Origin of the sequence: Gordonia namibiensis NBRC 108229 (assembly GCF_000298235.1) — a bacterium.
In the GTDB taxonomy this organism is placed as follows: Bacteria; Actinomycetota; Actinomycetes; order Mycobacteriales; family Mycobacteriaceae; genus Gordonia; species Gordonia namibiensis.
Genome location: NZ_BAHE01000006.1, coordinates 141353 through 165516, shown reverse-complemented (window position 1 = coordinate 165516; position 24164 = coordinate 141353). Strand labels below are relative to the sequence as shown.

The window sequence follows — 24164 nt, the reverse complement described above, 5'->3', positions numbered from 1 at the left end:
CATTCGTGACCGAACGCATCGCCATCATCGGTGGAGGCAAGATCGGGGAGGCCCTCCTGGCCGGCCTGATCGGCGCCGGAACCCCGACGAAGGATCTCGTCGTCGCGGAGAAGCTCGAATCCCGCGCGTCCGAGATCGCCGACGAGTACGGGGTCCTGGTGACCGACGTGAAGACGGCCGCCGAATCCGCGCAGTTCGTCTTCCTCGCCGTCAAGCCCGACGCCGTCGACTCGGTGCTACGGGAACTGGCCTCGGCCGAGGACAACGCGGAGAGCGAGCGCGTGACCGTCACCCTCGTCGCCGGCATCCCGCTGGCCCGCTACGAGAGTGCGTTGCAGGCCGGTTCGCCGGTCATCCGTGTCATGCCGAACACGCCGATGCTCGTCAACGAGGCGATGTCTGCGGTCTCGGCCGGACGCTACGTCGGCGATGAGCAGCTCAGCGCAGTCGTCAACATCCTCAAGACCGTCGGCCGGGTGGCCGTGGTGCCCGAGAAGCAGATGGACGCGGTCACCGCCGTGTCCGGGTCCGGTCCCGCCTACGTGTTCCTGCTCGCCGAGGCGATGATCGACGCCGGCGTCGGCCTGGGTCTCACCCGCGCGCAGGCGTCGGAGATGGCGATCCAGACCATCCGTGGTGCCGGGGTCCTGCTCAGCGATTCGGGGATGTCCCCGGTCGATCTGCGGGCAGCCGTGACCTCCCCGGGCGGTACCACCGCGGAGGCGATCCGAGAATTCGAGGCGAACGGCCTCCGGCACGCCGTCTACCAGGCCACTCGCGCCTGTGCAGCCGCCAGCGCCCGCGGCGGACGTCGAGTGGAAGTCGAGGGTTTGACGACGGGACACGCGGTAACAGAGACCCCATGACTTGTGGTCGATAAGCGACTAAACCCCAGCATGTTGGGGTCGAGTCACAGAAATCCCAGAAATCACGGTCCCTCACGTCGCTTTTTTCACATCTGCCACGCTAAGCTGCTTTAAGCACGTGCGTGTCTGATGTCCGCAGGAGGGGAAGCCTGCGGCCGCGACGCGTGCACCGGAGGTTGAGTGATCAATGGCAGCTGCAGACACTCCTGGTGACAGGACCGCTTCGGTGAGCAATGCGACCTCTGCGTCGCAGTTCCTCACCGTCGCCGAGGTTGCGTCGCTGATGCGCGTTTCGAAGATGACCGTCTACCGTCTCGTCCACAACGGCGAACTGCCCGCGGTTCGGGTCGGACGCTCGTTCCGTGTGCACGCGAAGGCGGTGCACGACTACCTGGAGACGTCGTACTTCGACGCCGGCTAGGTTCGGTCTCGGCCGACGCGCCGATCAGCAAGTTCTACCCAGCACTCCCGAGGGTGGCCGTGAGGCCGCTCCGGGAGTGTTGTGTTAGATGGGTGTGTCCACCCGGGCCGGTGGGCCGTCCTGGTGGTCGTTTCGGCCACCGCGATTTCCTGATCCGACACACCGCCCGGTAGGCTCAGTGGTCGCGTACCTGGATGTACCGGTGAGCTCCTCGAGCCGGGTAGTCGACGCCAGTCGACGACCACTGACGAAGCCGATCGAGTGCAGGCCAGGGTCGGTCAAGTACATCAGTGTCAATCGTGAGGAAGCGCCCCCATGGGTTCAGTGATCAAGAAGCGCCGCAAGCGCATGTCGAAGAAGAAGCACCGCAAGCTGCTGCGTCGAACCCGGGTGCAGCGCCGCAAACTCGGCAAATAAGCACTCTCATGGCACCAGGACCCGCCTCGGCGGGTCCTTTTGCTGTTACGGACCCGCCTCGGCGGGTCCTTTTGCTGTTTCAGGGGTGGCGTCGCCGCTCGGTGAAGACCTGCGCGCGCGTCGGGTTTGTCGGGAGGCACTGAGGTCCTTTGTCACACGAATGACCCGGTTCCGGGGTCGTTCGTCACCGATCTCTTCGATCCGGGCCCCTCGGCGGGCCGAAACGGGTCGATGACGTTAGCCTCGACGCCATGGCCGAATCCTCCGCAGTGTTGCCTCGGGTCGTCCTGGTGACGGGGGCGTCGACGTTTCTCGGCGGGTACCTGGTCGCACGGCTTGCGGCCAATCCGCAGATCGAACGTGTGCTGGCGGTGGACTCGCGGGTGCCGCGCAAGGACCTGCTGCGCCGGATGGGACGTGCGGAATTCCTGCGTCTGGACATCCGGCGTCCCACCATCGCGAAGGCGTTGGCGTCGTACGAGGTCGACACGGTGGTTCACGCCGCGACGTCGATCGCCGACACCGCCCCGCACTCGGCAGCCATCAAGGAGTTCAACGTCGTCGGCGCCATGCAGGTCTGCGCGGCCTGCCAGCGGACACCGTCGGTGAAGCGCCTCGTGCTGCGATCGACCGCGATGGTCTACGGGTCCAGCGCGCACGACCCGTCGCACTTCTCCGAGGAGACCCGCGCACGCCGTGAGCCCAAGCGGGGCTACGGCCGCGATCTCCTCGACGTCGAGGGTTACGTACGGGGTCTCGGGCGCCGCCGCCAGGACATCGACATCACGATCGTGCGTCCACAGGCGATGCTCGGACCGCGGATCACCACGCGCATGGGTTCGTACCTGTCGGCGCCGGTGGTCCCGACCGTCATCGGTTACCAGCCGCGCCTGCAGTTCCTGCACGAGGAGGACGCACTCGCGGCGATGGAGCACGTGACCCTCGCCGGCAAGCCCGGCACGTTCAACCTCTCCGGCGAGGGTGTGGTGACGCTGTCGCAGGCCATCAGGCGGGTCGGGCACGTCGAACTGCCGGTGCCGAGCGGTCTTCTCGCGCCGATCGCCGGCGTCTTCCAGGATCTGCGCTCCGCGAAGCTCCGCTCCTCGCAGACCGAGTTCCTCACCTACGGCCGGGTGCTGGACACCACCAGGATGCGCACCGAGCTGGGTTTCGTGCCGCGGTACACGACCATGGAAACCCTCGACGACTTCGTGGAACGCAGCGGCGTGACACCGGTCATCGGGACCGACGTCTGGCGGGCTCTGGAACAACGTGTCGTCTCTGCCGCACATCAACTCCAGTGAATTGTGAGATGAGATTGGTGCGAGGAGTCGCGGTCGGGGTGCGCAACGTCGGTGCAACCTCTAGACTTGGACGCCAGACCCACAACGCGCGCAGGGGAAGCCACTCCACCGCGGGCGACGGGTGAGGACTTCGAGATCATGCTGACGATCACACGGGGAGATCACGGTGGCTCTCGGGTTCGGCGTTTCATGTCATCGACGGCGCAGCGCTGCGTCTGTAGGTCCGGGGGAATGACTTGTGACGGAACGATTGCCAGTAGTTCAGGCACTCCCGGTTCAAACGGCGAGCGGGGGGTTCACCGACACACGGACGATCCACGGGACAGGAACAAGGGGTGAGCGCCTTGCCAGGTAGCGGAGCTACGGATGCACGTACCGCCAAGGTCATACAGCTCTACGCGTCACCGTCCGGTCCGGACGCCTCCGCGGATCGCCGCGGCGTACGCGATTCAGGACGTCGTCGGCATCCGAGCCAGCAGGGCCCGGGGCACCGACCGAATACCGCTGCGATGCACGGTGATTCGACGCTCGGTCATCTCAACACCGATGGGTTCGGCCGTCCGCCCGCGAGGATCACCCCGATCAGCGACGAGATCGCACTGTCGGACGAGGCGCTAGGCATCGAGCACCGGGGCCCGTCGAAGTCGAGCCCGCTGTTCAGTCTCGGGGGCATCCGGAATGCCGTCGCCGACACCCTGACCTCCACCGCGGGCTTCATCCGCGAACGGATGGCCGGCGAGTACGAGGTCGACGAGTTCGGATTCGATCCCCATTTCACCGAATCGGTGTGGTTTCCCGCGCTCCGGCAGGTCTACGAGAAGTGGTTCCGCGTCGAGGTCACGGGTATCGAGAACCTGCCGCTCGAGGGCGGTGCGCTGCTCGTGGCCAACCACGCCGGCACCATCCCGGTCGACGCGATCATCACCTCGCTGGCCGTCCGCGACAACCACCCCGACCACCGGTACCTGCGTGTCCTCGCCGCCGACATGGCCTTCGACTCGCCGGGCATCAGCGAGGTCGCGCGGCGTATCGGTGCGACGCTCGCCTGCAACAACGACGCCGACCGACTCCTGCGCAACGGCGAGCTCACCGCCGTGTGGCCGGAGGGTTTCAAGGGCATCGGCAAGCTCTACAAGGACCGCTACAAACTGCAGCGGTTCGGTCGGGGCGGCTTCGTGACGACCGCGCTGCGCAACGCGGCGCCGATCATCCCGGTGTCGATCGTGGGCTCGGAGGAGATCTACCCGATGCTCGCCGACCTCAAGCCGCTCGCGAAGGTGCTCGGCCTGCCGTACTTCCCGATCACGCCGCTGTTCCCGTGGCTCGGGCCGCTGGGCATGGTTCCGTTGCCGTCGAAGTGGCACATCCACTTCGGCCGCCCGATCGAGACCGGTTCCTACGACGAGTCGTCGGCCGACGACCCGATGGTGGTCTTCGACCTCACCGACCATGTCCGCGAAGAGATCCAGCAGACGCTCTTCCGGATGCTGAGCCGTCGCGGGAGTGTCTACTTCGGCTGACACCGACGCTCGCTGACTGATACTGATGAGGCATGCGTGCAGTCGTGTGTCGAGCCGGTGAGCTGACCGTCCAGGACGTTCCCACCCCGGTACCGGACAAGGGGCAGGTGCTTCTCCGTGTTCTGCGGGCCGGGATCTGCGGATCCGATCTGCACGCCCGCGTGCACTGCGACGCGACCGCCGAGGTGTCCGCAGAGGTCGGCTACGACGCGTTCATGCGCTCCGACCAGTCGGTCGTCATGGGACACGAGTTCGCCGGCGAGGTGGTGTCCTACGGCCCCGGATGCCGCAAACGGTGGGCGCCGGGAACGCCGGTGGTGGCGGTACCGATGGTCCGGCACGGCGAGGAGGCGCACCTGACCGGTCTGACCGCATCGGCGCCGGGAGCCTACGCACAGTTCGTACTGGTCTCCGAGGACATGACCTTCGAGATCCCCGACGGGCTGTCGATCGATCACGCCGCCCTCACCGAACCGCTCGCCGTCGCCCATCACGCGATCCGTCGCGGTGAGGTCGGCAGGCGCGACGTCGCGGTGGTCATCGGGTGCGGGCCCATCGGGCTGGCCGTCATCGCGATGCTCAAGGCATCCGGCGTGCGCACCGTGATCGCGAGCGACCCGTCCGCAGGACGCCGGTCGCTGGCCGACCGTGTCGGTGCCGACATCGTCGTCGACCCGGCCGCCGAGTCGCCATTCGACCGGTGCGCGCAGGAGGGGAAGTACGTCACCGCCGCGCAGGACCTGCTCGGCACCGCCTTCGATGCGATGCATACTCTGCGGCGAATCCCGTTGGCCCCGTGGAGCTCCCTGTTCCGGGTGGCGGACCGGCTCGGCGCGACGCCGAAAGGTCCGGTGATCTTCGAATGCGTGGGCACCCCCGGCATGATCGAGCACGTCGTGTCGAACGCCCCGTTCCGCTCCCGCGTCGTCGTGGTGGGTGTGTGCATGGAGCCGGACACCTTCCGTCCGGCGATGGCGATCAACAAGGAGGTCGAGCTGCGGTTCGTGTTCTGCTACGACCCGGCCGAATTCCACGAGACCCTGCACATGATCGCCGACGGCAAGGTCGAGGTCGCTCCGATGATCACCGCGACGGTCGGACTCGAGGGAGTGGCCCCGGCGTTCGACGCGCTCGGGACCGCCGCCCACCACGCGAAGGTGCTGATCGATCCGATGAGCGAGATCGCCTCGCTCTGAGCATGTCTCAGAGTGCGAGGTCGAGGGCGGCGCGGACGATCGAATCGGTGTCGATGCCGTGCAGGCGGTACACGTCCTCGAGTGAACCGACCTGACCGAATCGGCTGACCCCGAGCGCCGCACCCGGCACGTTGTTGATGCCCGTGAGGAAGGCGAGCGTGTGCGGGTGCCCGTCGAGGACGGTGACCATCGGTGCCGCGCGACCGGGCGGGAACACCTGGTCGAGAATCCACGACGCGGCGTCGGCCAGCCCGCGTCGGGCCTGCAGCGCCTCGAAGATCAGTCCCGGGCTCGTCACGCAGACGACGTCGGCCTCGACGCCCTGCTCCGCCAGGCGGTCGGCGGCGGCCAGCGTCTCGGTGATGACCGCACCCATCCCGACCAGGGTGACCTGCGGAGAGTTGGTGCGGCGCAACAGATATCCGCCGGCCACCACCTGGCGTCGACGGCGTTCCCGGGCGGCCGGGTCGTCGGGGACCGCGGCGAGTCGCTGGTCGACCGGTCGCGTCGACAGCCGCAGATACGACGAGGTCCCGTCGGGGCGTCCGAGCCGGCCGATGCAGGCGAGCAGGGTCCACTCGACGTCGATCGCGAAGGCGGGTTCGTAGCTGACGCACCCGGGTTGCTCCAGGCCGATCGACGGTGTCGTGATCGACTGGTGCGCACCGCCTTCCGCAGCCAGTGTGACGCCGGACGGGGTGCCCACCAGGATCGACTGGCCGCCGGCGTAGATACCGTAGGACCACGGCTCGAGGGTGCGCTCCACGAAGGGGTCGTAGAGCACGCCGATCGGGAACAGCGGTTCGCCCCAACGACTCCAGGTGGCGCCGAGCTCGCCGATCAATCCCGCCAGGTTCGTCTCGGCGATACCGAGTTCCATGTGCTGGCCGGTCGGACGTTCCCGCCAGTGCATGATCGTCTCCGCGTCGTCGGCGAACCAGTCGCGGCGTTCGTTCGGCGACCACACCCCCACCTTGTTCAGCCAGCCGGCCAGGTTGGTCGTCGAGCTGACGTCGGGGCTCACCGTGACGACGCGGGCGGATGCCTCGGGTGCCTCCCGGGACAGGGCGAGGAGCGTACGGCCCAGTGCCGCTTGCGTTGTCGAGGTTCCCGACGGTGTCTTCCCGGTGTCGGCCGGGACCGCGGGTGGAGCGGTCGGGACGACGGGTATGCGGCGGAGCCGCTCGGCGGTCTCGGCACAGAGCCGCCCCTCGTCGGTGTTCTCGTCGAACCGTCCCCACGGACGGCTCGGGTCGAGGCCGAGCGACACCGCGAGCTCCTCGTACTGTTCGACGGTGAGCAGCGAGGAGTGGTTCTGCGGATGGCCCTCGATCGGCAGCCCGTTGCCCTTGATGGTGTAGGCGAGGATGACCGTCGGCCGGGTGTCGTCGATCTGCTCGTAGGCGCCGAGGAGGGCGTCGAGGTCGTGGCCGCCGAGGTTGCGGATCGCCTTCAGGAGGGTCTCGTCGTCGACCTCGGCGATGAGCGCGGCGACCGCATCGGCGTCGGGGCCCGACCCGGGCAGGCGCTCGCGGACCTCGCCGGCGTCGCACCGCAGCAAGCGTTGATACTCCGGGTTGGGCATGTCGAGGATGCGTGAACGCAGCGCCGACCCGCCGGTCCGCCCGAACAGATCCTCCAGCAGCCGACCGAACTTCACCAAGATCACCTGCCACCCGGCGGCGGCGAACATGGCCTCCAGGCGCCCGGCGGCGATGTTGGGGACGACCCGGTCCAGGGACTGCCGGTTGAGGTCGACGATCCAGACGATCTCGCCGAGCTCGGCCACGGAGGGGTCGAGGATCGCCTCCCAGACCGCGCCCTCGTCCAGCTCGGCGTCACCGACGAGAGAGTACTGCCGGCCGAGCGCCGTGGGTGAACGACGGTCGGCGGCAATCGCATCGGGGCCGCCGATCGTGGTGTCGAGATAGCGGCGTGCCACCGCCCCCCAGATCGGTGCGGTCGCACCGATACCCACCGATCCGGTCGAATAATCCACGGCGTCGGGGTCCTTGGTGCGGCTCGGATACGACTGGAGTCCGCCGAACTGCCGCAGTGTCGTCAGATACGACTCGTCGAGCCCGCCGAGCAGATAGTTGATGCCGTGCAGGACCGGTGACGCATGGGGTTTGACCGAGACCCGGTCACCCGGACGCAACTGCGAGAACCACAGCGACGTCATGATCGAGACCATCGAGGCGCACGACGCCTGGTGTCCGCCGACCTTGAGTCCCGACGGGTTCGGCCGAACCCGGTTGGCGTGGTGGATCATCGACGTCGAGAGCCACAGCACGCGTTGCTCGATCGCGCGCAACGCCTCGGGTGTCCCGGCCGTGTCTGTCCCGGATCGGGGATCGGCGAGGGTCTCGTCCGTCATGGTGGTCCTCTCCGGGATGGGGTCTCTCCGGGTGGTCACCGACGTCGCGACGAGGCGTCGTTCAGCGGTGTCGTAGCAGCCGTGCGGCGGCCGCGGCACCACCACCGGCGGCGCCCAGCACGATGGCGGTACCGGCACCGTACTTCGCCGCCTTGCGTGCTGTCCGGAAGTCGTACATCTCCCATCCACGCACCTTGGCGACGTCGCGCAGGTCCGTGTCGGGATTGATGGCGACGGCCTTGCCCACCAGCGACAGCATCGGCACGTCGTTGTGCGAATCCGAGTACGCGGTACAGCGTTTGAGGTTGAGGCCCTCGCGGATGGCGAGTGCGCGCACCGCATGGGCCTTGCCCGGCCCGTGCAGGATGTCGCCCACGAGCCGCCCGGTGAACACGCCGTCGACGCTCTCGGCGACCGTCCCCAGCGCACCCGTGAGTCCCAGCCGGTCGGCGATGGTCTGCGCGAGCTCCACCGGCGTCGCGGTCACCAGCCACACCTGTTGACCGGCGTCGAGGTGGCGCTGTGCCAGAGCGCGTGTGCCCGGCCAGATCTTGTCGGCGATGTAGTCGTCGAAGATCTCCTCGCCGAGTTCGACGAGCTCCGAGGTCGGGCGTCCGGCGATGAACGAGAGTGCCTTCTCCCGGCCCTCGGCGACATCGCGGGCGTTCTCCTTGCCGGTGATCCGGAACTTCGCCTGGGTCCACGCGAAATCCATGATGTCGCCGTAGGTGAAGTACTTGCGGGCGGCGAGACCTCGAGCGAAATGCACGATCGATGCACCCTGGACGAGGGTGTTGTCGACGTCGAAGAAGGCGGCCGCGGTCAGGTCGCGTGGGGGTTCGCCGGGCTCGATGTCGGACGGTTCGCGCAACCGGAGCGAGTCGACGGCGGCCTTCGCGCTCGCCTCGCCGGCGAGGGTCTGGCGGAGTTCGTGGGCGGTCTGGCGGAAGCGGCCGGTCGCGGCGCTGGCCCGCTGCGAGATCCACGTGGTGACCCGGTGGGTCTCGTCGTCCCCGGCGATGTCGTGGAGTTCGCCGTCCTCGTCGAAGTCGTCGTCGAACTCGATGCGCGCTGCCTGTGACTCCCAGTCCTCGCCGGTGTCCAGCGGGGTGGCACCGGAGTCGGCCGGTACGGATCTCGGCGCAAGGGTTTCGGGGCCGGCTGCACCGGGCACGGTGGTTTCGGACCCGGCTGCGCCGGGCACGGGGGTTTCGGACCCGGCTGCGCCGGGCACAGGGGCGTCGGAGGGGTTGTCGGGTCGTTCGTCTCCCGGGCCCGGGGTGTTGCCCACTGCCCACCTCCCACGTCGCGTCTGGCGCCAGCACTGCCTGCGCGGTCCAGCCTAGCGGCCACACACGACGATCAGCGTCGCCGCCGGGCGGTTCCGGCGCGCCCGGGCCGTGGTCCTCGTCACCGGTCCGGGGCCGCGTCATCGTGGGAGGGGAGCGCTGCGAGTATGGACCCCATGACCGTGGAACTGCTGACCCGTGAGGGATGCCAGATGTGCGCGACCGCCCGTCGCGACCTGACGCGGATCTGTGGCGAGCTCGGGGTGGAGTTCACCGAGGTCGACGTCGACCGGGCCGCGGCCGACGGCCGTCCCGAGATCCGTGCGGAATTCGGTGACCGGCTGCCGGTGGTGCTGCTCGACGGTGACGAGCACAGCTACTGGGAGGTCGACGAGCCCCGGCTGCGCACCGACCTCGCGCGCCGCGGCTGACCACTTCCGATCGCGGGACATCAACCGATCCGCCATCGCGGAGAAGCTGTTGCGTTTAACACAGACCGTGGATCCGTGAGGGTCCATGTGAAGAGTTTCACAGCGGGTTATATCCTCGATGGAACGTGCTGTGCGAAGGGAAGCGGAGGTGAGCGTGGGCGCCGATCGTCAGAAGCCCGGCGACGCCGACCCTCCCGCGTCCGCGCTGCCGCCGCCCGCCGCCGCGGTCGCCACCGACATCCCGGCCCCCACGGTGGCCCGTCTGGCCACATATCTGCACGTCCTGCGCTCGTTCAGTCAGCGCGGCGTCCTGGTGGCATCGAGCGGGGAACTGGCCACCGCGGCCGGCGTGAACCCCGCCATCCTCCGCAAGGACCTCTCCTATGTCGCCGCGAACGGTGTCCGCGGCGTCGGATATGACGTCGGTCGTCTCACCGCCCGCATCTCGATGACCTTGCACACCGACAGCATCCACACCGTCGCCCTCGCCGGCGCGGGACAGCTCGGACGCGCCCTGCTCGCCCACACCGGCTTCGGCCGCGGCTTCCGGGTGGCCGCGATGTTCGACGCCGATCCGGCCCTCGTGGGCACATCGCTCGAGGTCGGAGGCCCGCGGATCGCCCCGCTCGCCGAGATCGCGGCGGTCTGCGCCGAGGTCGAGCCCGCGGTGGAGATCGGGGTCGTCGCGACCGCCGACGAGGACGCCCGGGACGCCTTCGACGCGTTCGTCGAGGCGGGCGTACGGCAAGTGCTGAACGTCACCCCGGTGGCGCTGACGACGGAGGCGGATGTCGTCGTCAGACAAGTTGATCTAGCCTTGGAACTACAGGTTTTGACGTTCCAGGCCTCTCGTGGCAGTTCGCAGGCCCCGCGGAACGACCTCAAGATCTCCTCACGCAGCGCCGTCGGTGTGCCTCGCGAGGTGAAGGCGGCCGACCGACGCCGCGGAAAAGCAATGGGTGAAGAAACGGTGACAGCGTGAGTGTTCTGTTGTTCGGGGTGTCGCACCGCAGTGCGCCCGTCGAGGTGCTCGAGCGGTTGACGGTCTCCGACCACGACCGTCCGAAGCTGGTCGACGAATTGCTGTCGTCACGGGCGATCTCCGAGGCCATGGTCGTCTCGACGTGCAACCGCGTCGAGATCTACGCCGTCGTCGATGCCTTCCACCCGGCTCTCGAGGCGGTCGGCGAGGTACTCGGCGACCACTCGGGCATGACCGTCAACGAGATGACCCGGCACGCCTACGTGCGCTACTCCGAGGCCGCCGTCGAACACCTCTTCACCGTTGCCGCCGGTCTCGACTCGCTCGTCGTCGGCGAGCAGCAGATCCTCGGCCAGATCCGCAACGCCTACCTGAGCGCGGACGCCAACGACTCGGCCGGCCGCGTCCTGCACGAGCTCGCCCAGCAGGCTCTGCGCGTGGGCAAGCGGGTGCACACCGAGACCGGCATCGACCGGGCCGGCGCGTCGGTCGTGTCCGTGGCGCTGCATCGCGCGAAGTCGCTGCTCACCGACCCGGCGACCGGGGCGCACCGCCTGCGAACCGCGGTGGTGGTCGGCGCCGGTGCCATGGGTGGCCTCGCGACCGCCCAGCTGGCGCGTGAGGGCGTCACCGAGCTGTCGGTGGTCAACCGCACGGTCGAGAACGCCCGCCACCTCGCCGACAACATCGCCGCCAACCACGGCATCACCGTGCACGGCGTGGGCCTCGACGAGCTGCCGGCCGCGATGGCCGCCGCCGACGTCGTCGTCAGCTGTACCGGTGCGGTCGGCTCGGTGGTCAGCGTCGGTGCGGTGCATTCGGCTCTCGCCGAGCGGAACCGCAACGGCGACACCACCCCGATGGTGATCTGCGACCTCGGACTCCCACGCAACGTCGACCCGGCCGCGGCCCGCCTGCCCGGCGTGCACGTCGTCGACATCGAAGGTCTGCGCGGCGACTCCGAGACCCAGGCGGCGGAGAACGACACCCTCGCCGCCCGGTCGATCGTCGCCGCCGAGCTCGCCGACTACCTCACCCATCAGCGCCAGGCCGAGGTCACCCCGACCGTCGCCGCACTGCGTCAGCGCGCCGCCGACGTCGTGGAAGCGGAGATCCTGCGCCTCGAGACCCGGCTCCCGGACCTCGAGAACAACCAGCGCGACGAGGTCGCCAAGACCGTCCGACGCGTCGTCGACAAGCTGCTGCACGCGCCGACCGTGCGCGTGAAGCAGCTCGCGTCGACGCCGAACGGCGACCACTATGCGGAGGCCCTGCGCGAATTGTTCGAACTCAAACCAGGTGCGGCAGAGTCGGTTTCGGCGCCCGATCGAATCGGGACCACCGAGGCGGCCGGCGAGCAGGGTGACCGATGAGCGAAACCCGAACCGCGCCGATCCGGATCGGTACGCGGGGTTCCCTGCTGGCCAGGACGCAGTCGCAGACCATCGCCGACGCCCTCACCGCCGCCGGACACCCCGCCGAACTGGTCATCATCAAGACCGCCGGTGACGCCTCGGCCGCCCCGGTCGCCGAGATCGGCGTCGGTGTCTTCACCACCGCCATCCGCGTCGCGCTCCGCAACGACGAGGTCGACGTCGCCGTGCACTCCTACAAGGACCTCCCGACGGCCCCCGAGGACGACCTCACGATCGCGGCCGTCCCGACCCGTGTGGACCCGCGAGATGCGCTGGTCAGCCGGGACGGGCTGGTGCTCGGGGAACTGCCCCCGGGATCGACCATCGGAACCTCGGCGCCCCGCCGGGCGGCACAGCTTAAGGCATTGGGTCTCGGTTTGGAAATCCGCCCCCTAAGAGGCAACCTAGATTCTCGGTTGGGCAAAGTCGCCAGCGGCGAACTCGACGCAGTCGTGGTCGCCCGCGCCGGCCTCGTGCGGATCGGACGGACCGAAGTGGTCTCCGAAGCGCTCGATCCGGTCGTCATGCTGCCGGCTCCGGCGCAGGGTGCTCTCGCTGTGGAGTGCCGCTCAGACGATGCCGAACTGGTGAGAATACTCGCCGAGTTGGACGACAAGTCCACCCGGGCGGCCATCGAGGCCGAACGGTCGGTGCTCGCGGCCCTGGAGGCCGGGTGCACCGCGCCGGTCGGAGCGATCGCCGAGGTGGTGGAGTCGATCGACGAGGACGGGCGCATCTTCGCCGAACTGTCGCTCCGCGCGGCAGTGGCGGCCGAGGACGGATCCGATGTGATCCGCGCTTCGGTGGTGGGTCCGGTCGATCGGGCCGTCCAGCTGGGTAATGATCTCGCCGCCGAACTGCTGGAGCTGGGAGCGGGCGAACTCGTCAACTCTCCCTAGCAGAGAACGAACTGCAGCCCTCCACGCGGGGGCAGGAGAGTGCGAACCCATGAGCCGTACGAAGAAGGCAAATCCCGGACGGATCCTGTTCGTGGGGTCGGGTCCAGGTGATCCCGACCTGCTCACCGTGCGGGCGCGCACCGTGATCATCAATGCGACCACGGCCTACATCGATCCCGATGTCCCGGCCGCCGTGGTGTCGCTGATCGGCAGCGCACATCGCGAAGAACCCGCACCGAACACCCGCCGGTCGACCAAGAAGGCCGACAAGGCGGACGAGAAGGCCGGTGCCGATGCAGCAGGCGCCGACGCCGCCGATGCAACCACCGCACCCGCCCCGGACGCCGACAAGGCCGACGAGGAGTCGGTGGTGCGCCCGGCACTCGGCGACCCGACCGAGGTCGCCAAGACCCTCGTGGCCGCCGCCCGCAACGGTGACGACGTGGTCCGCGTCGTCGCCGGCGATCCGCTGACCACCGATTCGGTGCTCGCCGAGGTCAATGCCGTGGCCCGCCACTCGGTGACCTTCGAGGTGCTGCCGGGCCTGCCCGCCGCCTCGGTCGTCCCGAGCTACGCCGGCATGCCGCTGGGGTCGACCCACACCGAGGCCGACGTGCGCGGCGAGGTCGACTGGGCCGCGCTGGCCGCCGCTCCGGGCCCGCTGGTCCTGCACGCCACCTCCGGCCACCTGGCCGAGACCGCGAGCGCGCTGACCGAGCACGGGATGGCACCGCAGACCCCGGCGGCCATCACCATCAACGGCACCACCTGCGCCCAGCGCACCATCGAGGCCACCCTCGCCACGCTCAACGAGCAGGGCAATGCGCTGACCGGTCCGCTGGTCGTCACCGTCGGCAAGGTCGTCGGCTCGCGCGGCAAGCTTTCCTGGTGGGAGTCGCGCTCGCTCTACGGCTGGACCGTGCTGGTGCCGCGCACCAAGGACCAGGCCGGTGACATGAGCGACCGCCTCGTGAGCCACGGCGCGATCCCCAAGGAAGTGCCCACGATCGCCGTCGAGCCGCCGCGGAGTCCCGCGCAGATGGAGCGCGCGGTCAAGGGACTCGTCGACGGCCGCTACCAGTGGGTCGTGTTCACCTCCACCAACGCGGTTCGCGCGGTGTGGGAGAAGTTCGCCGAGTTCGGTCTCGACGCCCGCGCCTTCTCCGGTGTGAAGATCGCCTGCGTCGGCGAGGCCACCGCGGAGAAGGTCCGCTCCTTCGGCATCAACCCCGAGCTCGTGCCGTCGGGTGAGCAGAGCTCGCTGGGGCTCCTCGAGGACTTCCCGCCCTACGACGACGTCTTCGACCCGGTGAACCGAGTCCTGTTGCCGCGCGCCGACATCGCCACCGAGACCCTGTCCGAGGGTCTGCGCGACCGCGGCTGGGAGATCGACGACGTGACCGCGTACCGCACCGTGCGCGCCGCACCGCCGCCCGCCGAGACCCGCGAGATGATCAAGACCGGCGGCTTCGACGCGGTCTGCTTCACCTCGAGCTCGACGGTCCGCAACCTCGTCGGCATCGCCGGAAAGCCGCACGCGCGCACCATCGTCGCGTGCATCGGTCCCAAGACCGCCGAGACCGCAACGGAATTCGGTCTGCGCGTCGACGTGCAGCCGGAGAACGCGTCGGTCCTCGAACTGGTCGACGCACTCGCCGAGCACGCCGCCCGGCTCCGCGCCGAGGGCGCACTGCCCCCGCCGCGCAAGAAGTCCCGTCGATCGCGTTCGTGAGCTCCTCTGCTCCCTGAGGTGTGAGGAGCGATAGCGACGAGCCTCGAAGGGCCGTGAGACGAAGGAGACGACATGGCACCGATGATCCGACCCCGCCGGTTGCGCACCACGCCGGCGATGCGGCGGCTGGTCGCCGAGACCACTCTCGCACCACGGCAACTCGTGTTGCCGATGTTCGTCGCCGACGGCATCGACGAGCCGAAGCCGATCTCGTCGATGCCCGGCGTCGTCCAGCACACGATGGACTCGTTGCGCACCGCCGCGGCCGAGGCCGTCGAAGCAGGCGTCGGCGGGCTGATGCTGTTCGGCGTGCCGCGAGCCGAGGACAAGGACGCGACCGGCTCGGGTGCCGACGCCGATGACGGAATCCTCAACCGTGCCCTGCGTGCGCTGACCGACGATCTCGGTGACTCGACGGTCCTCATGGCCGACACGTGTCTCGATGAGTTCACCGATCACGGGCACTGCGGTGTGCTCGACGGTCGGGGGCGCGTCGACAACGACGTGACCCTCGACCGCTACGTGTCGATGTCGCTGGCGCAGGCACGCGCCGGCGCCCAGCTGCTGGGGCCGAGCGGGATGATGGACGGCCAGGTCGCCGCCATCCGCGAGGCACTGGACGCCGAGGGCTTCACCGACACCGGAATCCTGGCCTACTCGGCCAAGTACGCGTCGGCCTTCTACGGTCCGTTCCGCGAGGCGGTCGGTTCGTCGTTGCAGGGGGACCGCCGGACCTATCAGCAGGACGCGGCCAACCGGATCGAGTCGCTGCGGGAGGTGCGCCTCGATCTCGAGGAGGGCGCCGACATGGTGATGGTCAAGCCCGCCATGAGCTACCTCGACATCGTGCGCGACGTCGCCGAGATGAGCGACGTCCCCGTGGCCGCGTATCAGATCAGCGGTGAGTACGCGATGATCACCGCCGCCGCCGAGCGGGGCTGGATCGACCGCGACGCCGCGATCCTGGAATCGCTGACCTCGATCCGCCGTGCCGGCGCGTCGGTCATCCTGACCTACTGGGCCACCGAGGTCGCGAACCGGCTCTCCTGAGCTGACCGCAGCGGCTCCGGGACGCGTGCACGGGGCCGGGGTCGCGTCCGATTAGGCTGGTGCCATGTCCGCACCGTTCGACCCGATGCGCGCCTCGTCCGACCCCGACGCGCAGCAGCGCCCGGCGATCCCGGATTCGATCTCCATCGCCGTCGAGCTGTGGGTGTTGGTCGTCGTCGGCCAGATCGTCGCGCTGTTCGCCCAGACCGGCACCTTCGTCGACATGGTCCGCGATCAGATCCGCGACAACCCGCAGCAGGGTGTCTCCGAGGATCAGCTGCAGTTCATGACCTCGTCCGGTTTCGTCGTCGGCGTCCTCGTCGCGATGTCGGTGTTCCTGACCGCGATCACCGCCCTGGTCGTCTGGTTCACCCGCAAGGGCTACAACTGGGCCCGCATCGTGCTGGGGGCGATGGGCGTCTACATCGTCGTCAACCTGGTCTTCTCGCTGTTCGGCGACACCGAGCCGGCGTGGGCGATGGTGCCGCTGGTCATCAGCGGCGTCGCCGCACTGGGCGCGACGGTGCTGTTGATGCGGGGTGACTCCGAGAAGTACTGCCGGCGCATGGCGGAGGAACGCAAGCCGCGGCCCGTCCCGCCCGCCGCAGCCCCGTACCCGTACGGCCAGAATTCCTATGGTCAGAATCCTCATGGCCAGAACCCTTATGGCCAGAACCCCTATGGCCAGAACCCCTACGGCCAGGGTCCCTACGGTCAGAATCCGTACGGGGACAATCCCTACGGGCAGGGGCCATACGGTCAGAATCCATACGGCCACAACCAGTCTCCGGCGTCGCCCGAGACGACCCCGAATCCGTACGGATCTCCGTCACAGCCGGGGGCGCAGTCCGGTGACACGCCGTATGGTGACAGTTCATCCGGTGCCGACCGCGGTGGGACACCCGACCTCCGCAAGCACGAGAACCCCGACCCCGACAGCGAAGGACCGAAGAAGCAGTGACAAGTCCCGACCCGGCACAGCGTCCGAAACTCGTCGTCTGGGCCTACCGGTGCTGGGTTGTGTCGGGAGCACTCCTGGCCGTGCTCGGTCTCCTCGTGGTGATCCTGTCCGCGGTCGACGACTCCGGGTCGATGTCCTCGGCGACGCTCGGCATCCTCGTCCTGATCGTCGGTGTCGCCTACATCCTGCTGGGCAGCAAGGCGTTCACGGGTGACGCACGTTGGCGGTCGTCGTTGTCGGCACTGACCCTCGTCGTCGTCGCGATGCTGCTGTTCCTCAGTGTCGGTCTCGGCTCGCCGGTGTTCGCGCTGGCGTTGCTGGCAGGCATCATCGGGCTGTTCGGCTCGCTGCTGGCCTACCGACCGGACTCGGAGACCTGGTACACCGGCAAGGCGCCCGAACCCAAGAAGCAGCGCACGCCGCGCAAGAAGAAGCCGTGACCGACGAGACCCCGGACCCAGCCGACCCGGGCGACGAGGTCGACCCGGTCGAACCCGAGGCGGCCGAACCGGATGAGGCCGAAGCGGCCGAAGCGGAAGTGGACCCGGGCGAGGTTCTCTTCTACGAACCCGGCGGCAGCAGGTGGGTGGTCCTCATCGGACCCGTGCTCGTCCTCGCCGTCCTGATCATGGAGATCGCCGGCCCGGGACAGGTGCACTGGCCGGTCCTCATCATCTTCCTGGTGATCCTGTTCGGCTTCTCTCTCGTCCAGGTGTCCGCGGCCCGACGCCACGTCTCCGTCGAACTCACCGAGACGACGCTGCGGCAAGGGGCGGTGACGACGCCGCTCGCCGACATCGAGAAGATCTATCCGCCCAACAACTCCGCGACACCCGAGGACTGGGAGAGCGCTCGTGCGCTTGGTGAACTCCACGGGGTGCCGCGGCGCCGTAAAGGCGTGGGGGTGCGGCTCACCTCCGGCGATCTCGCCCAGGCCTGGGCGCGCGACGTCGAGGTGTTCCGCAGCGAACTCACGCAGGCACACGCCGCCGTTCGGATGGGTCTACCGCCGTCGGCGAAGAAGCCCTCCATCGGCAAGGACGAATCCCGCAAGGCCGATCCGGAAGATCCCGTGGAGGGTCAGGACACCACCGAGTGACGTCCCTTGCGGCTGTCGCGGTAAGCGCGGCGGCGCAGGTCGCCCAGCCAGGACGGCGCGAACTCGACCCCGTCGGGACGGTGCAGGATCGGATCGAAGTCGATGTCGAGCCCGGTCAGGACGTGATCGAGTTCGATCCGGGCCAGTGGCACGAATCGTCCGAACCCGGCTTCGAGGATGATGACGACCGGCCGTTTGGTGCGCAGGCAGGCGGCGAGATCCTCGACATTCAGCCCCGACGGCCCGGTCGGCTCGATGATGCGGGCACGGATCCAGTAGAGCTCGCCGTCGTAGCGGTAAGGCGTCAGGCTCGACACGGCGGTCGGGGCCCAGTGGGTGGCCGGCAGCGGCACCGGGAGGCGACCCGACAGCGGTGCGGGCCCGGCCATCAGGAGGTCCCAGGCGCCGGAGGCGGCGTCGCCGGTGACGTCCGGGGTGGGAGCTTCGGCGGGGGCGTTCGTCGGGGCCACGGCGGGGAACCGCACGGCCACACCGACGATGTCGGGCAGGCCGCCCGGGGTGCCGATGCCCTTCGACAGGCGGACCGTGACCGGTCCGGATCGGAAGGGCAGCGGATGGTCGCCGGAGACCGACGCCGTGCCGCCGCAGAGCAGGCCGTCCGGATGGAACACGCGGGCGTGCCGTAGGGCACCGAGCCAGCGGAACGGCGTGGTGATGAGATCTGGCAGGTCAGGCATGGCACCTCCGTAGATGAAGCGGCACCGCCGACGACACGGCAGGGCCGCGAACCCCTCGGGAGTCCGCGGCCTGCCGTACCGACGACGGGTTTCTAGCCGGTCGGATCGGGATCGACGACGTCCTTGATCTTGCCCATGACACCCTTCTCAGTGCCGAACTGCGGCTTCTGCGGGTCTCCCATGGCGCCATCGTAGGTCGCGTAGAGCTTCGGGTCCGGCGGCGGACCGGATTGACGGTCGCCGAGCGGCTGCGGGTCGGCGAGGAACTTGAACTCGTGCTGCCCGTCCGGGGTGGGACCGCTGGCCCAGCCGCCCTTGTCCGAGTCGGCGCCGTCGGACAAATGCCACAGCGTGCTGGCGTGCTCGCTGTACTCCTCGTCGAACAGGTCGTCCGGGGCGATGGTGCCCTCCAGACCGTCCTCCTTGAGCTCTTCGATGGCCTTGAGCCAGAGGTTCTGGTGGAACGTGTCGCGGGCGAGGTTGAACCGGAGCATGTCCTTCACGCCGGGATCATCGGTCATGTGCCACAGGCGGGCGGTCTGTACCCGTCCCTGTGCCTCGGCGGTCACGTTCGCGTGGAAGTCCGCCAGCAGGTTGCCGCTGTGGGTGATGTACCCGCTGTTCCAGGGCACACCGTTGCTGTCGGCGAGGCGCGGGCCGCCACCGGAGAAGATGGCCTGGGTGGGGTCGGAGCCACCGAGGACCGCTGCGACCACGGGATCACCGAGTGCGTTCGCGGTCGCGTCGGTGACCGGTGCACCCTCGAGCAGGCGGGCGACCATCGTGGCGATCATCTCCACGTGACCGATCTCCTCGGTCGCGATGTCCATGATGAGGTCTTTGTACTTTCCCTTCATGCGGCAGTTCCAGCCCTGCATGAGGTACTGCATGGTCACGGTCATCTCGCCGTAGGCGCCGCCGAGCAGTTCCTGCAGCTTGCGCGCGTAGACGGGGTCGGGCTTTTCGGGCTTGACGTCGAACTGCATGTAATCGGTATGGCGGAACATGATTCCCCTGACGGTCGTCGTGGTGTAGCCGCCGGCGGATGAGGCCCGGCAGGACTCGGTGTCTGCGATCGACGTTGATCGCGGCGGTCCCGTGGCGGTCGCGGACCCAGGCGTCGACGAGCGTGCTTGGTTCCCAAGACGATTCGCGGCAAGCGTCGACCGTGAAGGTCGAACGGTTGCGCGATCGTTCGGTAGCGCCGCGCCGGTGTCTTCACCGCGGCGTCGGGGCAGTGGTGCCCGAGTTGCCCACTTTCCAAACACGGGCGCACAAAACACTGCGCCCGGCCTGAGTGATTCAGGCCGGGCGCAGTGTCAGATCGAGTTCGTCTCGGGGGTCAGCCGTTCACGAGCATCGGTGCGCGGAGCAGTTCCTCGGGGACGCCGAAAGCGTCGACGAGGGACCGTGCGTGCGGACGCAGTTCCTGGCACAACTCGTTGACGCCGCGCCGGACCGCCTTGGCCCGCTCCACCGAGATGTGGCGGTGCATCATGAACCACGACAGGTCGGCTTCGAGGGCGGAGTAGACGAACAGGTCGCACACCTTGCCCAACAGCTCTGCGGCAGAACGGGAATCGCAGTTCTCGATCCCCTCGACGAAGGCCTCGAGCACCACGCGCTCGATGTGCGCGTGCCCGACCTTCAGCAGGTGGTCCTGTGCGTTGTTGAAGACGTCGAAGGCGTCGTTGTCGTCGTCGAGGGCTCGTCGCAGACGCTGCGCACAGGTGCGGACGAGGTGGTCCTCACGATTGCGGAAGAGTCGGATCTGCGTACTGCGGTCGGTGAGTGCGGACTTCTCGGTGTCCTCGTCGGAGCTGTCGAGCAGTGTCTGCACCACCTGCCGGACGGCGGTCTTCTCGGCGACCACGTCGCGGGCCATCCCCGCGATGAAGCGGACCCAACCACCCGCCGAAAGGCCCTGCACGTCATCGGAGTAGGACGAGAGCAGTTCCTTGGCGATGAGCTGCATCATGATCGTGTTGTCACCTTCGAAGGTGGTGAACACGTCGATGTCGCCGCGAATGATCGACAGTTGGTTCTCGTCGAGGTACCCGGCGCCGCCGCAGGCCTCGCGGCTGACATTGATCGAATGCGAGGCGTGCCAGGTCGCATAGGCCTTGAGGCCGGCTGCCTGCCCCTCGAGCTGGCGCTGGCGCCCCGCGTCGGAGTCGTCGGGCGCCGACGACTGGACCTCGTGCAGCTCGGCCACGATCTCGTTCTGTGCGAACGCGATGGCGTACGACTTGGCGATGAGCGGGAGCAGTTTCCGCTGGTGTCCGAGGTAGTCCATCACCGTGATCTCGTCGGTGGCCTCCGGCGCCTCGAACTGCTTGCGGATCAGGCCGTACCTGGTGGCGAGGGTCAGTGCCTTGCGACCCGCGGCACCCGCCGTCGCGGCCACGCTCACCCGGCCTCGGATCAGCGTGCCGAGCATGGTGAAGAAACGACGGTTGATGTTCTCGATCGGCGAGCTGTAGCTGCCGTCCTCGGCGACGTCGGCGTACCGGTTGAGGAGGTTCTCCGCGGGAACGCGCACGTTGTCGAACATGATGCGACCGTTGTCGACGCCGGCGAGACCACCCTTGTAACCGCAGTCGCTGGTGGTGACGCCGGGCAGGTCGTTGCCGTCCTCGTCGCGGATCGGCACGACGAAGCAGTGCACCCCGCGCCCCTCCGGCTCCTCGTCGGGTCCGCCGGTGATGAGCTGGGCGAAGACCGCCGCGAATCGGGCGTGCTCGGCCGCACCGCCGATGTAGTCCTTGCGTGACGACGGGGTGGGGGAGTGGATCACGAACTCGCGGGCGTCGCGGTCGTAGGTGGCGGTGGTCTCGATGGCCTGCACATTGGAGCCGTGGCCGGTCTCGGTCATCGCGAAACAGCCCAGGATGTCCAGGTTGATGATGCCGGGCACGTACTTGTCGTGGTGACGCTTGGTGCCGAGGTTCTCGACCGCGCCGCCGAACAGACCCCACTGCACGCCGGCCTTCACCATCAGCGAGAGATCGGCGTAACCGAGCATCTCGATCGCGGTGATCGAGGAGCCGATGTCGCCGGTGCCACCGTGATCGGCGGCGAAGCCGGCGGATGCGAAGCCCTGCGACGCCAGCTCCCGCATCACCTCGAGGGTGTGGGTGCGTGCCTCCTCCAGCGTGCGGGAGGGATCGGGGAGCAGGTCGGCTCGGTTGGAGTTCTCGCGGACGAATTCCCGGGTGGCGCGCCACCGGCCGTCGAGGGCGAACCGGAGGTTGTCGACGAGCAGCGCGCGCTCGTCGGCCGACAGGTCGTCATCGGCGGAGACGCCGGGAGGAGTGACCGGATCGTCGGGGGTCGGCTCCTTGGCGATCGGGGTGTGCTGCGACGGGGTGGGACTCTCTGTGGGAGTTGCCATGGATCCACCGTACGTAGTGCGCACGCCTTCGTCCCACCTTTTGTGGCGCCTACTACGGGCTCGGGGAGTGCACCAATCCGGTCACGGTGTCGGCACCGAACCCCCACTTTGGAGGGTGCAGGCATTTCGATGTGATCAGTACCTTGGATCGCCGTCGCACGTATGGACCGTCACAATCTCCCGGTCCTGCCACACGGTCGCGAGAAAACGGAGGAACGATGTCGGTCTCCACCCAGGATGTGTCCGCGACGGGCACGGGCCCCTCGACCACGGAATGGGGCGGGGCCAACCGCTCCGAGATGAGCCCGCTGCGCTTCCTGGAACGTTCGGCGGCGGTGTTCCCCGACCGCGCCGCCATCCTCTACGGGCAGCGCCGGCACACCTACGCGGAGTTCGCCGACCACGTCCAGCGGCTCGCCCGGGTGCTCGCGTCGAAGATCAAGCCCGGTGACCGCGTGGCCTACCTGGCCCCGAACATCCCCGAGATGCTGATCGCGCACTACGCGGTGCCGCTGGCCGGCGGTGTCCTCGTCGCCCTCAACTCGCGTCTCGCCGGACCTGAGCTGGTCTACATCCTCGACCACTCGGGGGCCAAGGCCCTCTACTTCGACGCCGAGTTCCGCGAGACCGTGTCCGCGATCATCGGCCAGGTGCCGGAGGTCGAGACGGTCGTCGAGATCGCCGATCCCGAATTCGGCGTGACCCCCGGGCCGGTCGCCGACGCCGGCATCGACGGACTCGTCTCCTACGACGACCACATGGCCGCGGCCGAGGACCTCGATCCGACGCCGATCCCATGGACGGTCGATGACGAGAACACGATCATCTCGATCAACTACACGTCGGGAACCACCGGTAAGCCCAAGGGCGTCATGTACACCCACCGGGGCGCGTACCTGAACTCCTTCGGCGAGACCTTCCACAACCAGTTCACCGGGTCGTCGCGCTACCTGTGGACGCTGCCGATGTTCCACTGCAACGGCTGGTGCACGCCGTGGGCGGTGACCCACGCCGGCGCCACGCACGTCTGCCTACGTGCCGTACGCGCGGACGCGATCTGGGACGCGATCGACGACCTCGGCGTCACCCACATGTGCGGTGCCCCGACCGTCTGCACCACCATCGTCGGCTCGCCGCGTGCGCACCGACTCGACCGCCCGCTGCACATCACCACCGCCGGAGCGCCGCCGTCGCCGACCGTGATCGGCTCTCTCGAGGCGATCGGCGTGACCGTCGTCCACGTCTACGGCCTCACCGAGGTGTACGGCCCGTACACCATCTGCGAGTACCAAGATGCTTGGGGCGCACTGGAACCCAACGATCGTGCGGCGAAGCTCTCCCGCCAGGGCGTCGGCATGGTCCAGGCCGAGACCGCGCGCGTCGTGGTCGCCGACCAGGTTCCGCTGGTCGACGTCCCCGCCGACGGCGAGACCATGGGCGAGATCGTGCTGCGCGGCAACAACGTGATGGCCGGGTACTTCCGTGACGAGGAGGAAACCCGAAAGGCGTTCGCGGGCGGCTGGTTCCACACCGGCGACCTCGGCGTAATGCACCCCGACGGCTACATCCAGCTCCGCGACCGCGCCAAGGACATCATCATCTCCGGCGGCGAGAACATCTCGACCATCGAGGTCGAGCAGGCGCTGGTGAGTCACGACGCCGTCCTCGACGTCGCGGTCATCGGTGTCGCGGACGAGAAGTGGGGCGAGCGGCCGCGCGCCTACGTCCTGTTGCAGCCGGGTGCCACGCTGACCGCCGAGGAGCTCGTCGAGCACGGTCGTCGCCTGCTCGCCGGCTACAAGGTGCCGCGCGACATCGTCTTCGCGCACGATCTGCCGCGCACCCCCACCGGCAAGGTCCTGAAAGGCGAGCTCCGTGAACAAGCCCGCGCCGAGTGACCCGGCGCCCAGCGATGCAGGGCAGGAACCGAATCCGTATCCCAAGCGCCGTAGTGCCGGTGGTCTCGCGGCCAAGCGGTCGCGGCTCGGGCCGCGTCGTGGGATGTTGGTCGACGACCAGGTCGAGGTGACGCCGCGGACCACGGGCGCGTTCGGTCGTCAGGACCTCGGTACCGTCGACAACTGATCCGGGTCGTGCGCCCGCCAGGGCGCCC

22 protein-coding genes are annotated in these 24164 nt (G+C 68.5%); 17 read left to right on the top strand and 5 right to left on the bottom strand.

Annotated features, from left to right (window positions below):
- Positions 1-5 precede the first annotated feature (5 nt).
- The 6 genes from proC (at position 6) to GONAM_RS03010 (ending at position 5724) form a co-directional block, all read left to right on the top strand.
- Positions 6-866: a pyrroline-5-carboxylate reductase gene (gene proC / locus GONAM_RS03030; RefSeq protein WP_006865303.1), complete on the top strand. Its 861-nt coding sequence runs from the start codon at positions 6-8 to the stop codon at positions 864-866.
- A gap of 187 nt (positions 867-1053) precedes the next feature.
- A complete protein-coding gene (locus tag GONAM_RS03025; RefSeq protein ID WP_005194237.1) occupies positions 1054-1287 on the top strand; it encodes a helix-turn-helix domain-containing protein in 234 nt (77 codons plus the stop codon).
- Positions 1288-1602: 315 nt separating this feature from the next.
- Positions 1603-1704 (top strand): 30S ribosomal protein bS22, encoded by a 102-nt coding sequence (locus GONAM_RS22325; RefSeq protein ID WP_003402602.1) that lies wholly within the window; start codon positions 1603-1605, stop codon positions 1702-1704.
- A 251-nt stretch (positions 1705-1955) separates the two neighbouring features.
- The gene (locus tag GONAM_RS03020) at positions 1956-3008 is read left to right on the top strand and encodes an NAD-dependent epimerase/dehydratase family protein (RefSeq protein ID WP_006865301.1); all 1053 of its coding nucleotides are present in this window, start codon (positions 1956-1958) and stop codon (positions 3006-3008) included.
- 509 nt (positions 3009-3517) lie between these two features.
- Positions 3518-4528, top strand: coding sequence for a lysophospholipid acyltransferase family protein (locus GONAM_RS03015; RefSeq protein ID WP_006865300.1), 1011 nt, complete (start codon positions 3518-3520; stop codon positions 4526-4528).
- Between the two features lie 32 nt (positions 4529-4560).
- Positions 4561-5724, top strand: coding sequence for a zinc-binding dehydrogenase (locus GONAM_RS03010; protein ID WP_006865299.1), 1164 nt, complete (start codon positions 4561-4563; stop codon positions 5722-5724).
- A 7-nt stretch (positions 5725-5731) separates the two neighbouring features.
- On the opposite strand, the gene GONAM_RS03005 is transcribed toward GONAM_RS03010, so the two are convergent.
- Together GONAM_RS03005 and GONAM_RS03000 are read right to left on the bottom strand one after the other, a co-directional pair.
- Complete coding sequence (locus GONAM_RS03005; RefSeq protein ID WP_006865298.1) at positions 5732-8101, bottom strand: thiamine pyrophosphate-binding protein; 2370 nt, start codon at positions 8099-8101, stop codon at positions 5732-5734.
- 61 nt (positions 8102-8162) lie between these two features.
- Positions 8163-9392: an HAD family hydrolase gene (locus GONAM_RS03000; RefSeq protein WP_006865297.1), complete on the bottom strand. Its 1230-nt coding sequence runs from the start codon at positions 9390-9392 to the stop codon at positions 8163-8165.
- Positions 9393-9566: 174 nt separating this feature from the next.
- Between GONAM_RS03000 and GONAM_RS02995 the strand changes: the two genes are divergently transcribed.
- The 9 genes from GONAM_RS02995 to mce1N all read left to right on the top strand — a co-directional run bounded on the left by GONAM_RS02995 (position 9567) and on the right by mce1N (position 17959).
- Positions 9567-9821 carry a glutaredoxin family protein gene (locus GONAM_RS02995; protein ID WP_040535244.1) on the top strand — a complete coding sequence of 85 codons (255 nt, stop codon included), beginning with the start codon at positions 9567-9569 and terminating at the stop codon, positions 9819-9821.
- A 154-nt stretch (positions 9822-9975) separates the two neighbouring features.
- On the top strand, positions 9976-10803 hold the full coding sequence (locus GONAM_RS02990) for a redox-sensing transcriptional repressor Rex (protein WP_040535200.1): 828 nt from the start codon (positions 9976-9978) through the stop codon (positions 10801-10803).
- Positions 10800-12176, top strand: coding sequence for a glutamyl-tRNA reductase (locus tag GONAM_RS02985; protein ID WP_006865294.1), 1377 nt, complete (start codon positions 10800-10802; stop codon positions 12174-12176). The genes GONAM_RS02990 and GONAM_RS02985 overlap by 4 nt, the downstream gene beginning before the upstream one ends.
- Positions 12173-13117, top strand: a complete 945-nt coding sequence (gene hemC / locus GONAM_RS02980) for a hydroxymethylbilane synthase (RefSeq protein ID WP_006865293.1) — start codon at positions 12173-12175, stop codon at positions 13115-13117. Before GONAM_RS02985 ends, hemC begins: the two co-directional genes overlap by 4 nt.
- Positions 13118-13166: 49 nt before the next feature.
- Entirely contained in the window at positions 13167-14849 is a 1683-nt protein-coding gene (locus tag GONAM_RS02975) for a bifunctional uroporphyrinogen-III C-methyltransferase/uroporphyrinogen-III synthase (protein ID WP_006865292.1), read from the top strand.
- A gap of 72 nt (positions 14850-14921) precedes the next feature.
- Entirely contained in the window at positions 14922-15899 is a 978-nt protein-coding gene (gene hemB / locus GONAM_RS02970) for a porphobilinogen synthase (RefSeq protein ID WP_006865291.1), read from the top strand.
- A 64-nt stretch (positions 15900-15963) separates the two neighbouring features.
- Positions 15964-16860 (top strand): hypothetical protein, encoded by an 897-nt coding sequence (locus tag GONAM_RS02965; RefSeq protein ID WP_006865290.1) that lies wholly within the window; start codon positions 15964-15966, stop codon positions 16858-16860.
- Positions 16857-17300, top strand: coding sequence for a hypothetical protein (locus GONAM_RS02960; protein WP_006865289.1), 444 nt, complete (start codon positions 16857-16859; stop codon positions 17298-17300). Before GONAM_RS02965 ends, GONAM_RS02960 begins: the two co-directional genes overlap by 4 nt.
- Positions 17297-17959 (top strand): transport-regulating membrane protein Mce1N, encoded by a 663-nt coding sequence (gene mce1N / locus GONAM_RS02955; RefSeq protein ID WP_006865288.1) that lies wholly within the window; start codon positions 17297-17299, stop codon positions 17957-17959. Before GONAM_RS02960 ends, mce1N begins: the two co-directional genes overlap by 4 nt.
- Here mce1N and GONAM_RS02950 read toward each other — a convergent pair.
- The 3 genes from GONAM_RS02950 to GONAM_RS02940 form a co-directional block, all read right to left on the bottom strand.
- Positions 17941-18657 (bottom strand): hypothetical protein, encoded by a 717-nt coding sequence (locus GONAM_RS02950; protein ID WP_006865287.1) that lies wholly within the window; start codon positions 18655-18657, stop codon positions 17941-17943. The two genes, mce1N and GONAM_RS02950, sit on opposite strands and share 19 nt — an antisense overlap.
- 92 nt (positions 18658-18749) lie before the next feature.
- On the bottom strand, positions 18750-19664 hold the full coding sequence (locus GONAM_RS02945; protein ID WP_006865286.1) for a manganese catalase: 915 nt from the start codon (positions 19662-19664) through the stop codon (positions 18750-18752).
- Between the two features lie 335 nt (positions 19665-19999).
- On the bottom strand, positions 20000-22051 hold the full coding sequence (locus tag GONAM_RS02940; RefSeq protein ID WP_006865285.1) for an acyl-CoA dehydrogenase family protein: 2052 nt from the start codon (positions 22049-22051) through the stop codon (positions 20000-20002).
- 218 nt (positions 22052-22269) lie between these two features.
- Between GONAM_RS02940 and GONAM_RS02935 the strand changes: the two genes are divergently transcribed.
- Positions 22270-23949 (top strand): AMP-binding protein, encoded by a 1680-nt coding sequence (locus GONAM_RS02935; RefSeq protein ID WP_006865284.1) that lies wholly within the window; start codon positions 22270-22272, stop codon positions 23947-23949.
- The gene (locus tag GONAM_RS02930; RefSeq protein WP_006865283.1) at positions 23927-24136 is read left to right on the top strand and encodes a hypothetical protein; all 210 of its coding nucleotides are present in this window, start codon (positions 23927-23929) and stop codon (positions 24134-24136) included. Before GONAM_RS02935 ends, GONAM_RS02930 begins: the two co-directional genes overlap by 23 nt.
- Positions 24137-24164 lie beyond the last annotated feature (28 nt).

Bases quoted from the DNA above. Each gene is read 5' to 3' on its own strand.
- GONAM_RS02965 (WP_006865290.1), top strand. From the start codon at position 15,964: ATGTCCGCACCGTTCGACCCGATGCGCGCCTCGTCCGACCCCGACGCG.
- GONAM_RS03015 (WP_006865300.1), top strand. From the start codon at position 3,518: ATGCACGGTGATTCGACGCTCGGTCATCTCAACACCGATGGGTTCGGC.
- GONAM_RS03025 (WP_005194237.1), top strand. From the start codon at position 1,054: ATGGCAGCTGCAGACACTCCTGGTGACAGGACCGCTTCGGTGAGCAAT.
- GONAM_RS03010 (WP_006865299.1), top strand. From the start codon at position 4,561: ATGCGTGCAGTCGTGTGTCGAGCCGGTGAGCTGACCGTCCAGGACGTT.
- GONAM_RS02975 (WP_006865292.1), top strand. From the start codon at position 13,167: ATGAGCCGTACGAAGAAGGCAAATCCCGGACGGATCCTGTTCGTGGGG.
- GONAM_RS02935 (WP_006865284.1), top strand. From the start codon at position 22,270: ATGTCGGTCTCCACCCAGGATGTGTCCGCGACGGGCACGGGCCCCTCG.
- hemB (WP_006865291.1), top strand. From the start codon at position 14,922: ATGGCACCGATGATCCGACCCCGCCGGTTGCGCACCACGCCGGCGATG.
- GONAM_RS02945 (WP_006865286.1), bottom strand. From the start codon at position 19,664: ATGTTCCGCCATACCGATTACATGCAGTTCGACGTCAAGCCCGAAAAG.
- GONAM_RS02995 (WP_040535244.1), top strand. From the start codon at position 9,567: ATGACCGTGGAACTGCTGACCCGTGAGGGATGCCAGATGTGCGCGACC.
- GONAM_RS02950 (WP_006865287.1), bottom strand. From the start codon at position 18,657: ATGCCTGACCTGCCAGATCTCATCACCACGCCGTTCCGCTGGCTCGGT.
- GONAM_RS03020 (WP_006865301.1), top strand. From the start codon at position 1,956: ATGGCCGAATCCTCCGCAGTGTTGCCTCGGGTCGTCCTGGTGACGGGG.
- hemC (WP_006865293.1), top strand. From the start codon at position 12,173: ATGAGCGAAACCCGAACCGCGCCGATCCGGATCGGTACGCGGGGTTCC.
- GONAM_RS03005 (WP_006865298.1), bottom strand. From the start codon at position 8,101: ATGACGGACGAGACCCTCGCCGATCCCCGATCCGGGACAGACACGGCC.
- GONAM_RS22325 (WP_003402602.1), top strand. From the start codon at position 1,603: ATGGGTTCAGTGATCAAGAAGCGCCGCAAGCGCATGTCGAAGAAGAAG.
- GONAM_RS02940 (WP_006865285.1), bottom strand. From the start codon at position 22,051: ATGGCAACTCCCACAGAGAGTCCCACCCCGTCGCAGCACACCCCGATC.